This window comes from Roseateles sp. (assembly GCF_965262435.1).
Lineage (GTDB): Bacteria > Pseudomonadota > Gammaproteobacteria > Burkholderiales > Burkholderiaceae_C > Paucibacter_A.
Genome location: NZ_OZ253537.1, coordinates 432,573 through 445,376, shown reverse-complemented (window position 1 = coordinate 445,376; position 12,804 = coordinate 432,573). Strand labels below are relative to the sequence as shown.

General features: G+C 67.2%; 13 protein-coding genes. 8 read left to right on the top strand and 5 right to left on the bottom strand.

Annotated elements, in window-relative coordinates:
* The first annotated feature begins 109 nt into the window (after positions 1-109).
* The 3 genes from ACQY39_RS01950 (at position 110) to ACQY39_RS01940 (ending at position 3,222) form a co-directional block, all read left to right on the top strand.
* Entirely contained in the window at positions 110-721 is a 612-nt protein-coding gene (locus tag ACQY39_RS01950; protein ID WP_428503219.1) for a response regulator, read from the top strand.
* Between the two features lie 114 nt (positions 722-835).
* Entirely contained in the window at positions 836-2,611 is a 1,776-nt protein-coding gene (locus tag ACQY39_RS01945) for an MFS transporter (protein WP_428503218.1), read from the top strand.
* 83 nt (positions 2,612-2,694) lie between these two features.
* Positions 2,695-3,222 carry a porin family protein gene (locus ACQY39_RS01940; protein ID WP_428503217.1) on the top strand — a complete coding sequence of 176 codons (528 nt, stop codon included), beginning with the start codon at positions 2,695-2,697 and terminating at the stop codon, positions 3,220-3,222.
* A 131-nt stretch (positions 3,223-3,353) separates the two neighbouring features.
* Here ACQY39_RS01940 and ACQY39_RS01935 read toward each other — a convergent pair whose 3' ends face one another.
* Positions 3,354-4,913 (bottom strand): methyl-accepting chemotaxis protein, encoded by a 1,560-nt coding sequence (locus tag ACQY39_RS01935; RefSeq protein WP_428503216.1) that lies wholly within the window; start codon positions 4,911-4,913, stop codon positions 3,354-3,356.
* A 48-nt stretch (positions 4,914-4,961) separates the two neighbouring features.
* Positions 4,962-5,411, bottom strand: a complete 450-nt coding sequence (locus ACQY39_RS01930; protein WP_428503215.1) for a cache domain-containing protein — start codon at positions 5,409-5,411, stop codon at positions 4,962-4,964.
* Between the two features lie 307 nt (positions 5,412-5,718).
* On the opposite strand from ACQY39_RS01930, the gene ACQY39_RS01925 reads away from it, so the two are divergent.
* Positions 5,719-6,576 (top strand): hypothetical protein, encoded by an 858-nt coding sequence (locus ACQY39_RS01925; protein WP_428503214.1) that lies wholly within the window; start codon positions 5,719-5,721, stop codon positions 6,574-6,576.
* Between the two features lie 32 nt (positions 6,577-6,608).
* Here the strand turns inward: ACQY39_RS01925 and ACQY39_RS01920 are convergent, their stop codons facing one another.
* Positions 6,609-7,016: an energy transducer TonB gene (locus ACQY39_RS01920; protein WP_428503213.1), complete on the bottom strand. Its 408-nt coding sequence runs from the start codon at positions 7,014-7,016 to the stop codon at positions 6,609-6,611.
* A gap of 247 nt (positions 7,017-7,263) precedes the next feature.
* Here ACQY39_RS01920 and ACQY39_RS01915 point away from each other — a divergent pair, with 247 nt between their 5' ends.
* From ACQY39_RS01915 to ACQY39_RS01900, 4 genes are all read left to right on the top strand, one after another.
* Positions 7,264-8,967, top strand: a complete 1,704-nt coding sequence (locus tag ACQY39_RS01915) for a serine/threonine protein kinase (protein WP_428503212.1) — start codon at positions 7,264-7,266, stop codon at positions 8,965-8,967.
* A 71-nt stretch (positions 8,968-9,038) separates the two neighbouring features.
* Positions 9,039-9,473: a GNAT family N-acetyltransferase gene (locus tag ACQY39_RS01910; RefSeq protein ID WP_428503211.1), complete on the top strand. Its 435-nt coding sequence runs from the start codon at positions 9,039-9,041 to the stop codon at positions 9,471-9,473.
* Between the two features lie 4 nt (positions 9,474-9,477).
* On the top strand, positions 9,478-10,083 hold the full coding sequence (locus ACQY39_RS01905; RefSeq protein ID WP_428503210.1) for an N-acetyltransferase family protein: 606 nt from the start codon (positions 9,478-9,480) through the stop codon (positions 10,081-10,083).
* Positions 10,084-10,217: 134 nt separating this feature from the next.
* On the top strand, positions 10,218-10,919 hold the full coding sequence (locus tag ACQY39_RS01900) for a transporter substrate-binding domain-containing protein (RefSeq protein ID WP_428503209.1): 702 nt from the start codon (positions 10,218-10,220) through the stop codon (positions 10,917-10,919).
* Positions 10,920-10,925: 6 nt separating this feature from the next.
* Here the strand turns inward: ACQY39_RS01900 and ACQY39_RS01895 are convergent, their stop codons facing one another.
* The gene (locus ACQY39_RS01895) at positions 10,926-11,609 is read right to left on the bottom strand and encodes a hypothetical protein (RefSeq protein ID WP_428503208.1); all 684 of its coding nucleotides are present in this window, start codon (positions 11,607-11,609) and stop codon (positions 10,926-10,928) included.
* Positions 11,597-12,601 (bottom strand): XdhC family protein, encoded by a 1,005-nt coding sequence (locus tag ACQY39_RS01890; RefSeq protein WP_428503207.1) that lies wholly within the window; start codon positions 12,599-12,601, stop codon positions 11,597-11,599. Before ACQY39_RS01890 ends, ACQY39_RS01895 begins: the two co-directional genes overlap by 13 nt.
* Positions 12,602-12,804 lie beyond the last annotated feature (203 nt).

Genomic DNA, 12,804 nt, shown 5'->3' with positions numbered 1-12,804 from the left:
TCCCGCGCCGGCCCGGCAGCGGCGGTGGTAGATTCTGCGCTCCACCGACGCATCGAGCTTTTCCCCGCGGTCTGACAAGGCCAGGCCGGGGAAGGGCGGAGAACTCACCATGCCTTTTGAAGTGCCGGATCTGCTGGGTCCCTATTTGTTGCCGCTGCTGATTGCCGTGCCCCTGGCCATCGTGGTCTTCATCATCAGCGTGCGCCGCGGTGACGACCAGATTCCCCCGGCCGGCCACAACACTGTGCAGCCGCCGCTGCCCGAAGGCTATGCACCAGTGAAGCGCGTGGCGGCTGTGCCACAGGCCGCTGTGCCCCTCGCTCCAGCGCTTGCTCCGGCACCGGCCGGCCCGGTGCCGCTGCTGGTGGTCGACGATTCGGCCGTGGCGCGTGCCAAGCTGTCCCGCTTGTTCGAGGGTGTCGGCTACCAGGTGACCGTGGCCAAGGATGGCCTGGAAGCCCTGCAATGCCTGGCCGAGCGGCGCTTTGCCGTCTTGATCACCGATCTGGAAATGCCCAACAAAGACGGGTTCGAGCTGATTGCCGATGTCCAGGGCAGCCTGGCGACCGAAGACCTGCCCATCATCGCCATCACCGGCCATGACGAAATGCAGGCGCGCGTGCACCAGGTGCAAGGTCTGTACGGCATCTTCAAGAAGCCCTGGAACGACCGCGAGCTGCTCAAGCGCGTAGAAACCCTGGCCAGCCTGCGCCCGCGCTGAGATTCTGCCGGGCCCGCCCTGCGGGTAGGCCTGCATGTCTGCGGCTGCGGCCCGCCGGGATAATCCGCCCCACAACAACATGAGGGGCGCGCCCGCCGGCGCGCGGAAGAGCGCATGAGATTGCCCAATCTGCTGGGAAGCCGGAACGGCCGGCTGTCGGCCTTTTTCTTTCTCTACATGACCGAGGGCATCCCCCTCGGTTTTGCCGCCACCGCGGTGGCCACCCAGCTGCGCCGCATGGGCGTGGGTCCGGCCGAGATTGGCGCCTTCGTTGCCGCCTTTTACCTGCCTTGGGCCTTCAAGTGGGCCTTCGGTCCGCTGGTCGATGTGTTCCGCTCCCAGCGCTTCGGCCATCGTCGCGCCTGGATCTTGGGCACGCAGCTGGTCATGGCCGCCACTCTGGGCGTGCTGGTCTTCGTCAAGCTGCCTGAGCAACTGGCCTTGTTCACCATCATCCTTCTGGTGCACAACAGCTTTGCTGCCATGCAGGACGTGGCCATCGACGCCCTGGCCTGCAACACCTTGCATGAGGACGAGCGCGGCCTGGCCAATGGCCTGATGTTTGCCGGCGCGGCCGTGGGCCAGGCGGTCGGCGGCAGCGGCGTGCTCTTCCTGATGGCTTACATTGGCTTCCAGAACAGCTTCGTCTTCGTGGCCTTGAGCATCCTGGCCGTCACCGGCTTCGTCGTGATGCCCATGAAAGAGGCGCTGGCCCAGGCCGGCGATGCGGCCAGCCAGGCGGGTCGGGGCTTGCGTCACGCCCTGGGCGAGATGCGCCGTTTTGCCATGGATTCCTTCCGCTCCTTCATCGGCACGCGCGGTGCCTATGGCGGCGTCTTCTTCGCTTTGCTGCCCTGCGGCGCCATGTCGCTGAGCCTGGCCCTGCAATCGAACCTCTCGGTCGAGCTGGGTCTGGACGATGACCAGGTGGCCTGGATGAATCTGGCCACCAGCGTGCTCAGCGGTGTGGCCATGGTGGTCGGCGGCATGTTGTCCGATCGCATCGGTCGCCGCCTGGTGCTCAGCGTCTCGGTGGTGCTGATGAGCCTGCCGGTGCTCTATCTGGCCTTTGTCTTGCAGCAGCACGGCTACGTCATGCCGCGTGCCGCCGACAGCAAGCAGGCCGTGGAGCCGGCCCTGGTCAGCGCGCTCTGGATCTCGGTGCTGGCTTTCAATGTCTTCATGGGCCTGATGTACGGCGTGCGCTCGGCCCTGTTCATGGATGTGACCAACCCCAAGGTCGCGGCCACCCAGTTCACCGCCTATATGGCTTTGATGAACCTGTCCATCGCCTACACGTCGACCTGGCAAGGTCAGGCCATCGAGTCCTTCGGTTACCCGGTGACGCTGCTGATCGATGCGGTCGCCGGCCTGTCCTGCCTGTTGCTCATGCATCTGATGAAGAAGCCGGCCTCCGAGGCCGCGCAGATCAGCGACGCCCTGGCCGACCGCCGTGCTCGCCAGAGCGCCTGGGGCCTGGGCCTGCTGTGCCTGGCCTGGCTGCCCTTCTGGGCCTTGCGTGCCGAGTTGGGCGCTGCCGCGGCGATCGCCAGCATGTTCTTCACCGTCTTCTTTGTGATGGGCGCGCTGTTCCTGCTGGCCGGGCGCGAGGCTCTGGGGCAGGCCTTGAGCCCCGGCCTGCAAAAACTGGCGCTGGGCCTGGTTTTGCCCCTGCTCGCCATGTATGGCCGCAGATGGGTGGACGGCCTGCAAGCCGGCGTGGCGCCCTGGTTGCAGCCCTCGCCAGGTCTGATGCTGGCCGATGCGCTGATCTACCTGGTACCCCTGCTGGCCGGTCTGGTGCTGGTGCAGCTGGCACGCCGTGACTGGTCCGTGCTGACCCAGCCGGCGCCGGGTGCCGTGCCGAGCCGAGCTCCTGCTTTGGGGTGATGCCTAACGCCCAGACTCCCTGCTATCCTGCGGCCTTCATCACGAACGAGGAGAGGGCTGTGCTGAATCAAGGGAAACAGGGCGTGCGAGTGTTTGCTGTCGCGGTGGCGGTCTTGCTGTCGGTGGGCGCCGCGCAAGCCGGGCCGGAGGCCGACAGCCGCGGCTGGTACCTGGGCGCAAATCTGGGCACGGCCAAGGGCAAGTCCAAGGTCTACGACGGCAAGTCGGAGCCTTCCTTTGGCTTCGCGGCCGGCTACCGCTTCAATCCGAACCTGTCGGCTGAGCTGTTCTCGCGCTCCCTCAACTTCGAGTTTTTGGTCGGCTTTCTCGACCCCAATGGCTATGTCTACCCCGAGGACCATGTTGGCGCCGCGCTGCGCCTGAGCGCACCGTTGAACGAGTCGTTCCAGTTGTATGGCCGCCTGGGCGTGGGCCGCACGACCATGAAAGCCACCTTGGTGAACATGCGCCACGACTCGGTCAGCGAAGCCAGCCTGGGCGCCGGCCTGGGCTATGACTTCAACCCCAGCTGGGGTCTGCAGCTTGAGTACAACCGCTTCCTGAAGAACGACATCAACGTGCTGTCCTTGGGCTTGCAGTTCAGGTTTTGAGCAGGGGCATCCTCACTGCGACAGCTTTTGTTAGCCGGCTCACGCAGTGCAGCTTGGCATCGCGGGTAGGCCCGCGACAGCATGGGCTGGCCTGATGACCCGACCTGAGGCCGGGGCTCAGGACAAGGCGTTCAGCCGCATGAGTGAATCCGGAAGGCGCCGACCGCGTCCACCAGTCGTGCAGCCTGCTGTTGCAGGGCTTCGGCGGCGGCGGCGGATTCTTCCACCAGGGCCGCGTTCTGTTGCGTCACTTGGTCCAACTGGGTGACTGATTCGCTGACCTGGCCGATGCCTGCCGTCTGCTCGTTGGCGGCGCTGCTGATTTCGCTGATCAGCTGGCCCACACGGCGAACCTGCACGACGATATCGTCCATGGTGCTGCCGGCCTCGGCCACCAGGCGCGAGCCGGTGTCGACCTTCTCGACGCTGTCGTTGATCAGCGTCTTGATCTCCCGCGCGGCCCCGGCCGAACGCTGGGCCAGACTGCGCACCTCGCTGGCAACCACGGCGAAACCTCGGCCTTGCTCACCCGCACGGGCGGCTTCCACCGCAGCGTTGAGCGCCAGGATGTTGGTTTGGAAGGCGATCGCATCGATGGTGCCGATGATGTCCGAGATGCGCCGGCTGCTGGCGGTGATGGCCTCCATGGTCTGCACCACGTTTCCAACCACGGTGCCGCCCTTTGCGGCCACGGTGGAGGCCGAACTGGCCAGATCATTGGCCTGACGAGCGGTGTCGGCGCTGTTGCGCACGGTGGCGTTGAGTTCCTCCATCGAGGATGCCGTCTTCTGCAGGTTGCCGGCCTGCTGCTCGGTGCGGTGCGAGAGGTCGGCATTGCCTGCGGCGATCTCGCTAGAGGCCAGGCGCACGCTCTCGGCGCCCTGATGCACGGCGCCGATGGAGGCGGCCAGTTGCCCGCGCAGCGCTTCGAGGTCGCGCATCAGGAGGCCGACCTCGTCGCGGCCCGAAGCCCGCAAGGGCTTGGACAAATCGCCACCGGCCAAGGTGGAAACACTGGATGACAGTTGAGCCATGCGGCCCAGCATGCCCTTGGCCAGCAACAGGCTCAAGCTCACCCCCAGAACCAGGGCCAAAGCTGTGGCGGCGTAGATGCCTGATTGCACGCGGGCTGCCGAGCTGCTGGCCTGGGCCACATCGCGGCCGGCCTGGTCGAGCTTGGACTGACTGATGTGGTTGATCACTTGTAGCAGACCGTCATATTCCTTTTGTGCCGTGCTCAGAAAGGTGGACGCGATCACTGCGCCGCTGACGCGCATATCCAAGGTGTCTTTGATGGCCTTGTCGTAGCGGCCGAAGAGGGCGGTGAGCTTGTCCAAGGACTGCTGCTCTTCCGCCGACATCACGCTGCCCTTCTGTTCCGCCAAGCTCCTCTTGAGCGTTGCAATCGTGCGGCTCAACTCGGTGTCGATGACCTCGATTTCCTTGGCGTTGTAGCCCATCGCCTCGTAGCCGAGCGAGCGGTTGATCAAGGCGTTGGTGTCGCGCAGGCCGGACTCGAACTTCGCGGCGAAGGCGTAGCTGGGCAGACGCTCGTTGTAGAGCGCGTCCAGCGCCAAGCGCTGCTGCGAGAAGCCCCACACTGCACCGCCGGCGGACAGCATCAGCACCAGCAGGCACAGCGCTGGTGCGAGCGCCAGCTTGAGCTTCAGCGAAAGGTCATCAAGATTCATGGTCGACTGCCTTATCCAGAATTGACGCGTGCCTGCGCAAGGGAGCGCTTACTTGAAGACCACCGAGCCGACATAGGCCTCCTGGCCCGGTACCCGCTTGACGAACATGGTGGCGTCGGCGATTTGCTTGGTCACCGGGTTGGCCCAGCGCATCTCGATCTGGCCGGCGCCTGCGCCCTTGGCCGCTGCGATCGCCTCTTTGACAAAGGCCTTGCCGGCTGCGTCCTTGGCCTCGATCATCGACTTGCCGACGATTTTTTCATTGGCCGAATGGGCCAGCATCAGGCCGTCGAAGTTGACCAGCACCACATAGGTCTGGCCCTTGTTCCACTTGCCGCCGCCATTGATTTCCTTGACGGCTTTGTCCAGGCCGCGGGCCTTGACCTCGGCAATCGCGCCGTCCATCAAGGACTTAGCGGCCTCAGGGGTGTCGGCCTGGGCCAGCGTAGCGGCCAGGGTCAGCGCCACGATGGCGCCCAGTTGTGCAATTTTTTTCATCTTGATCCCATTCGGTAGGTGTCAACGCGTGAGGTCTTGTCGGGCGATCCGGCCGGTGGCTGATTGCCCAACGTGCGTATCGGCTGATTCTGGGGAAACTTGACTTTCAGGTGCGACGCTTTCCGCGCCAGTTCGGGGGTATTCCGCGACTTTGGCGCTGGAATTCGGAGGCAACGCTCAAGGGCGCCACGGCAAGCACAGGACGCCACGCGCGAAAGTCGGCCGGCACTTTGGCGGGCTGAAGCCGTCCCCAGGGCCGGTCTGTGCTGCAATGCAGGCCAGACCCGCCCCGGGTCAGGAGCATGGCATGAGCACATTGGCAAGGCAGCATTCAAGGTTCCAGAGCAGCGCCGCGCGCGCTCTGTGGCTGGCCGCGGCAGCACTCTCGATACCCGCCGCCGCGCAGGCCGAGGCCTTGCCGACGCCGGCGGTCTTGCAAGCGCAGCTGGCCGCTCAAGGGCTCAAGCTACAAACCATCACCGTGGTCGAGCCGCATCTGAGCCGCAAGGACCATGCCGTGCAGCGCCGTTACCAGGCCTTCCCGATCGAGGAAGTGCTGGTGCGCGTGCTCGGGCCGGACTGGAGTGCGCAGGCCGACCGTGAGCTCGAGTTCAAGGCCCTGGACGGTTTCATCGCCCGCATGCCGGTGTCGCGCTTCCTGAAGTACCGCGCCTTTCTGGCCCTCAGCCTGGCCGATGGCCGGGCCTTCACGGTCGACAACCTGGCCCAGAACGAGAAGAACGTGGCGCTCGGTCCCTACTACCTGATCTGGGACAACCTCGCCGCGCCCAGCCTGCAGGTCGAGGGCGGCACGCACTGGCCTTACCAGGTGGCCGAGATCAGCCTGCGCGCGGTCAAGCCTGAGGCCTTGCTGCCGGCCGGCATGGACAGCAGCCGCTGGGTCGAGCAGGCCGCCCTGGTGCAGAAATACTGTTTGAGTTGTCACCAGATCAACGGCTTCGGCGGCGCCAAGATGCCACTCAATCTGGCCGTGCGCGCCAAGTTGATCGACTCGCGCACCTGGCAGAGCTGGCTGCTGCAGCCCCAGTCCGTCAAGCCCGGCACCGCCATGCCGGCCCTGCCGGACGGCTTGAGCCTGGCCGAGCGCCAACGCATCGCCGGCGAGCTGCACGATTACCTGAAGGCGCTGCCCGTGGCGCCCTGAGCTGGGGTGTGCGCGCCTGGAAGCTCAGCGCTTCAGGGGTAGAAGTGGAACTCCTGCCGCATGCGGGTCGCCACCGCCTGCCCGTCTTTGACCAGCGGCTTGTAACGGGATTGCTGAATCGCCTGGCGCACTGCCTCGCTGAGCAGCTCACCGGGACTTTCCAGGATCTTGATCTCGCCCTGGCGCCCTTCGGCATCGATCTCGACTTCGACCTTGACCGTGCCATGCATGCCTTCCTTGCGTGCCTTCGCTGGGTAGACCGGGCTCACTTGGCGGCTGATGCGCAGATGGATGTTGAGCGGGGCTGAGGCCGGCGCGCTGGCCGCCGTCACGGATGGCTCTGTACCGGCTTGAGCCCAAAGCGGGCCGCTGGCCAGCAGCATCAAGGCGAGGGCGCTGAGCTGTGGCAAACGCGGGTGAAGGCGCGAAGAGGTGTTCATGGATCTCGCGGTTGTGGCTGTGGCGGTCAGTGTAGAAGAAGAGTCAGCACGATGAAGCATCGCTGCGCTTCGTCGGCTCCTGGTGCGCGAGCCGGATGGCGGGGGCGCTGTGGGGATCGGAATCCTGGTTAACACTCGGTTTCGTCTTCAATTGCAGCCCTCGCTGAATCGGGTAGGCTGGCGAACTTCTCGGCGGCATCCTGGCGATGCAGCCGGCCTCTTTTTTGCCCAGCCAGCTTGAATTGACATGTCGGACGTCCCCTTTGACCGCACCGGCCTCCGCGCGCAGGGCGCGCCTGTGGAGGACGTCAATGCCTTGCCGCCCGGCACCCGCTTCGGTTCCCTGGAGATTCTGCGCACCCTGGGTGTGGGCGGCTTCGGCATCGTCTACCTGGCGCGCGACCATGCGCTGGAGCGTGAGTTGGCGATCAAGGAGTACATGCCGGGCCAGCTGGCGCAGCGCGGCGAGGGCTCGGCGGTGTCGGTGCGTTCCGCTTCGCTGAGCGAGACCTTCGAAATCGGCCGCCGCTCTTTCGTCAACGAGGCGCGTCTGCTGGCCCGCTTCGACCACCGCTCCCTGCTCAAGGTTTTCCAGTTCTGGGAAGCCCATGGCACGGCCTATATGGCCATGCCTTATTTGCAGGGGCAGACCTTGCGTCAACGCCGCGATGACATCAGCGCCGGCCGCGCCCCGGCCCTGGACGAAGCCGCGCTGCGCCGCCTGTTGCTGCCCTTGCTCGAAGCGCTGAGCCTGCTCCATGGGGCTGCGGTCTTCCACCGCGACATCGCGCCCGACAACATCCTCCTGCCCGACGATGGCGGGGACCCGATCCTGCTGGACTTCGGCGCCGCGCGCCGCGCCATCGGTGACCGCACCCAGACCTTCACCGCCATCCTCAAGCCCAGCTATGCGCCGATCGAGCAGTACGCCGAGAGCACGGCCCTGCGTCAAGGCCCTTGGACCGATGTCTACGCCCTGGGCGCGGTGCTGCATTTCCTGCTGACCGGCCAGCCACCGCCGCCGGCCACGGCGCGGGCGGTGTTCGACGACTACGAGCCGCTGGCCGGCCGCGCGCTGGCGGGCTGTTCGCGGGCCTTTCTGGCGGCGATCGATTGGTCCTTGGCGGTGCGCCCGCTCGAACGCCCGCAGAGCATGGAGGCCTTCCGCGACGCCTTGACCGGTGTGATCGAGCCCCCGGGCTTGCAAGAGGCCGACCTGCCCCTGCCGCTGAGTGCGCCCGAGCCGCGGCCGCGCAGGGCGGCGGCGCCAGCCGGGCGCAGCACGCCTCGGCCGGCGGCTGCAGCGGCTGCGGTGCCGGCTGCGCGCACGGGGCTGCCGGGCGCGTGGCGCTGGGCGGCTTGGGTGATCGTGCCTGTGTTGCTGGCGCTGGGCGCGTGGCTGTTGCAGCGGCCCGCGGCGCCGGTGGTACCCGCGGCGTCGCCAGGGCTGGCGCTGGCGGATCCGGCCTCAGGGCCTGCCTCGGCCGCCGTGCCGGCCTTGGCCTGGAATCCGGAGCAGGCACCAGCACAGGCGCCGCCAGCCAGTTCGCCCGCGGTGCTGGCATCGGCCACGACGCCTGCGCTTCAAAAGGCCGCAGTGCCGGCCGCACGGGCCTCGGCACCGCCGGGCAAGAGCGAGGCCCGGCGTCCACCCCGGGACGGTGGGCCGGCCCAGGCACAGGCCGCAACCAAGCTGCCGGCCATGCCGCAGCAGGATGCCAGCCTGACGGCCGCCGCTCCGAGCACCCAGGTTCAGCTGGTCCAGCCGCCGGCCGCGGCCGCATCAGAGGGCGCCCCCACCGCGCCGCTTGACCCGCGCCAGGCCTGCGCCAAGGAGAACATCCTCTTGCGCGTCTGGTGCGTGGACCGCCGCTGCGAGAAGCCGGCCTTTGCCGGCCATGCCGAATGCGTGCGCTTGCGTGAGATTCGCGAGCAGCGCCGCGAACGTTGAGGCTGGGGCCGCCCCGGCGCGAGGTCCGCAGCGCGCACAGCGCCGGGCCGCACTTCTGCTGAAATAGCGCCATGAGCAGCAGCCCTTTCCGCATCAGCAGCGAACTCCAGGACCAGGACCTGGACGTCATCCACCGCTACCTCAGCGAACAGGCGCCCTGGTGCCTGGGCATTCCCAAGGCGACGCTGGCGCAGGCGCTGGCCCATTCCCTGTGCTTCGGGGCGTTTCTGGACGGCGCCCAGGTCGGCTTTGCCCGGGTGGTCACCGACCGCACGACCTTCGCCTACCTTTGCGATGTGTTCGTGCTGCCCGAGCAACAGGGCCGTGCGTGCAGCCGGGCTTTGATGGACGCCGTGATGGCCCACCCCGACCTGCAGAACCTGCGCCGCTTTCTGCTGGCGACCAGCACGGCCGCAGGCCTGTACGCCAAATACGGCTTCACGCCGTCCGCCAAGCCGCAGGCCTTCATGGAGCGCCTGGACCCCGAGATCTACAGCCGCCTTTGACGACATGCGCGACACGCCTTTGCAATTCAAGTCTGGCCCGCTCGCCTGCCGCGAACTGATAGCAGCCGACATTCCGGCCGTGCAGCGCTTTCTCGACGCCAACCCCGAGTACTTTTGGACCGTGGGTGACGAGGCGCCGCGTCCCGACGAAGCGCAGCAGGAGTTTGACGAACTGCCGCCGCCCGAGCTCAGCTATCGACGCGTGCGCCACTTCGGCATTGACGCCGAGGGCGAGGCCGCGATGGTCGGCTATGGCAGCTTGCTGGAGGACATGGTGGCCGAAGGTGTCTGCCACCTCGGCCTCTTCATCATCGCCACCGCCCGCCACGGCCAGGGTGATGCGGCGCGCGCCTACCAGGGCCTGGAGGACTGGGCGCGCCGCGCCGGTGCACGCTGGATGCGCCTCGGGGTGGTGGTCGGCAATCAGCGCGGCGAGCGCTTCTGGGAGCGCCAGGGCTTTGTCGAGCTGCGCCGCCGCGAGGGCGTGCCGGCCGGGCGCCGCATCAACAGCCTGCGTGTGCTGCTCAAGCCCTTGGCGGCGGGGCAGGAGCGCGACAGCGAAATCCAGGACTACTTGGCACGCGTGGCGCGCGACCGGCCCGAGCCCTGATTCCCCGCCGCTGTGGCTCTGTTAGATTGGCTGGCAGGGGCTTCCAGGTTCAAGGCAGCAAAAAAGGAAAAGGGTCAGGCATTGTGGGTGGTGGGCAAACTCGGTGGGCCGCCTGGGCCCTGTGTCTGGCCCTGTTGGCAGCCGGCGCGCAGGCGCGTGAGTTCAAGGTCGACCTGATCCAGTTCGACCCCTGGGCCAAGAAGAATCCAGACCCGACCGCGGCCGAGCCCCATGTCGGCATCATCGTCGACCTGCTGCGCGAGTTCGAGCGTCGCAGCGGCCACAGCACCATCCAGACCCTGACGCCCTATGCCCGTGTCGAGCGAGACCTCGAAGTGGGCGATTGCGATTTTTCCATCATGGCCTGGGGCGATGCGCGGGCCGCCTATGCCAATCGGGGCACGGCCTTCGTGCCTCTTGACTTTGGCGTGCGCGCGCGCAAGGGCGTGCGGATTCGCAGTTATGAGGACCTGAAGAAGATCATCGTCGGTGCGCCACGTGGGCTCAAGGTGGACCCGCGCTTTGACATCGACCCCGAGATCCGCAAGGACCTGGTGCTCGACTACACCCTGGCCATCCGCAAGGCCGTGGCCGACCGCGATGCCATGGCCGTGGCCGGTTCCCTGTCCACCATCGGTCACATCATCCACAAGCTCAAGCTCGAGGCCGAATTCGGCGATGTGCTGGTGCTCAACACCACCTATCTGACCGTGGCCTTTTCGAAGAAGTCCAGCCAGCTCGGGGCCGAGGCCCAGGTCAACGCGGTCTTCAAGACCATGGTCGACGACGGCACGGCCAAGCGCATCTATGAGCGCTGGATGTTCCCGCCCGACTGAAGCTTCTCAGGGGTGGGGCGGGATGTTGGCGCGCCGGCAGCGTTCGATATCGCAGGCCGTGGGCAGCACCGAGCGGTACTCGCCGAAGGCCTTGAGCAGGGCCCGGTCGGCCACCTGGCATTCGCCGCCCTTGCCGTCGCTGTAGTAGGAGGTCACGTCGATACAGCGGCGCGAATGCGCCATCAGGCCGAAGAAGTGGCCCATCTCGTGCGACACCACCATTTGCAGGGTCTGCTCGGCCGGGTAATTGGGTTTGCGCTCGCGCAGCAGGGCGAACATGGCCGGGTTCATGACCAGGCTGCGCCGGCTCAGATTGGCCAGGCCGAAATTGCCGGCGCTGCCGATCTCGCTCCACTGCACGAAGACGCCGCCCGGAGGCAAGGCCTGGCCGGGCTGCAGCAGACTGACCCGGCTGGCCACGCCGCAGCGCGACCAGCTCTGAGCCGCCCGCTCCAGCGTGGCCAGCACCTGGGCCGGCGTGAACCAGGCCGGCGCACCGGCATGCGAATAGGCCAGCAGCAGAGGTGAGGCCAGGGCGGGCCGGTCCTGGCCATCGCCCCAGGTGACGATGTCCTCGGGCCGGCATTGCTGGATCTCCTGTTCGCGCAGCGCCAGGTCGGGCCCGGCCCAGCACAGGCCGGATGCCGCCAGCAGCAGCCCCAGCAGGGGCAGGCGTCTCAGGTCTCGCAAGCGCTGCCCCCGGCTGACGCTGGCAGCGCCGCGCTGCCCTGCAGCTGCACGCCGTAGCGCTCCGCCGTCATGTGGGCCAGGATAGACAAGGCGATCTCGGGCGGCGTGCGTGCGCCGATGTGCAGGCCGACCGGGCCATGCAGGCGCGCCAGTTGTTCCGGCTGCAGGCCGAAATGCTCGGCCAGGCGGGCCCGGCGCTTGCTCTGGTTGACGCGCGAGCCGATGGCGCCGATGTAGAAGGCCGGCCCGCGCAAGGCTTCCATCAGGGCCAGGTCGTCGAGCTTGGGGTCATGGGTCAGGGCGACGATGGCGGTGTGGCCGTCGGGCCGCAAGGCTTGCACCACATCGTCGGGCATGTCGCGCGTCAGCGTTGTGCCCGGCACGGCGAAGCCTTCCATGTACTCGGCACGCGGGTCGCAGATCAGCACCTGGTAGTCCAGACCCAGGGCCATCTGCGCCAGGTACTGGCTCATCTGGCCGGCGCCGATGATGAGCAGGCGCCACTGCGGGCCATGGTGGCTGCGCAGTTCCTGTTCGCTCAGCTGCAGGGCGTCGGCACTGGAGTGGGGAGCCAGCAGCTCGACCTGGCCGCTGTCCCGGTCGAGCCGGCGCTGCACGCGTTCGCCGCGGTCCAGGCGGGCCAGCAGCTCGTCGATCTGCGAGCCGGCATGGAGCGGCTCCAGCAGGAGTTCGAGCGTGCCGCCGCAGGGCAGGCCGAAGCGCGTGGCCTCCTCGGCGCCAACGCCGTAGCGCAGAAGCTCAGGCGCGGCCAGCTGCAAGGCGCCCTCGCGCAGGCGGGCGACCAGATCGTCCTCGATGCAGCCGCCCGAGACGGAGCCGGCGATCTGCCCGTCATCGCGCACCGCCACCAAGGAGCCCACCGGTCGCGGTGCCGACCCCCAGGTGCGCGTGATGGTGCCCAGCACCACGCCTCGGCCCTCGTGGCGCCAGGCGCTCACCTGGCGCAAGATTTGCAGATCGACGTTGTCCATGGGGGCGATGGTAAGTGCCCCGGCGCGGGCCTGCAGCGCACAATGGCTTCAGCTCTTGCACCAGGCGCATGCCATGACCGAACCCAACTCCTCAGAGAAAGCCGCCCCGGCCCAGCCTCAGCCGCGCTGGTACGAGGCTTTGTTGGCCTGGTATCTGGGCTGGTTGGGCCGCATCTTCACCGGCAAGCTGTGAGACGGCGCGG

What these genes read in the sequence shown, in the direction of transcription:
- ACQY39_RS01905 (WP_428503210.1), top strand. Translation starts at nt 9,478, where the DNA reads ATGCGCGACACGCCTTTGCAATTCAAGTCTGGCCCGCTCGCCTGCCGC.
- ACQY39_RS01925 (WP_428503214.1), top strand. Translation starts at nt 5,719, where the DNA reads ATGAGCACATTGGCAAGGCAGCATTCAAGGTTCCAGAGCAGCGCCGCG.
- ACQY39_RS01945 (WP_428503218.1), top strand. Translation starts at nt 836, where the DNA reads ATGAGATTGCCCAATCTGCTGGGAAGCCGGAACGGCCGGCTGTCGGCC.
- ACQY39_RS01915 (WP_428503212.1), top strand. Translation starts at nt 7,264, where the DNA reads ATGTCGGACGTCCCCTTTGACCGCACCGGCCTCCGCGCGCAGGGCGCG.
- ACQY39_RS01920 (WP_428503213.1), bottom strand. Translation starts at nt 7,016, where the DNA reads ATGAACACCTCTTCGCGCCTTCACCCGCGTTTGCCACAGCTCAGCGCC.
- ACQY39_RS01930 (WP_428503215.1), bottom strand. Translation starts at nt 5,411, where the DNA reads ATGAAAAAAATTGCACAACTGGGCGCCATCGTGGCGCTGACCCTGGCC.
- ACQY39_RS01950 (WP_428503219.1), top strand. Translation starts at nt 110, where the DNA reads ATGCCTTTTGAAGTGCCGGATCTGCTGGGTCCCTATTTGTTGCCGCTG.
- ACQY39_RS01890 (WP_428503207.1), bottom strand. Translation starts at nt 12,601, where the DNA reads ATGGACAACGTCGATCTGCAAATCTTGCGCCAGGTGAGCGCCTGGCGC.
- ACQY39_RS01910 (WP_428503211.1), top strand. Translation starts at nt 9,039, where the DNA reads ATGAGCAGCAGCCCTTTCCGCATCAGCAGCGAACTCCAGGACCAGGAC.
- ACQY39_RS01935 (WP_428503216.1), bottom strand. Translation starts at nt 4,913, where the DNA reads ATGAATCTTGATGACCTTTCGCTGAAGCTCAAGCTGGCGCTCGCACCA.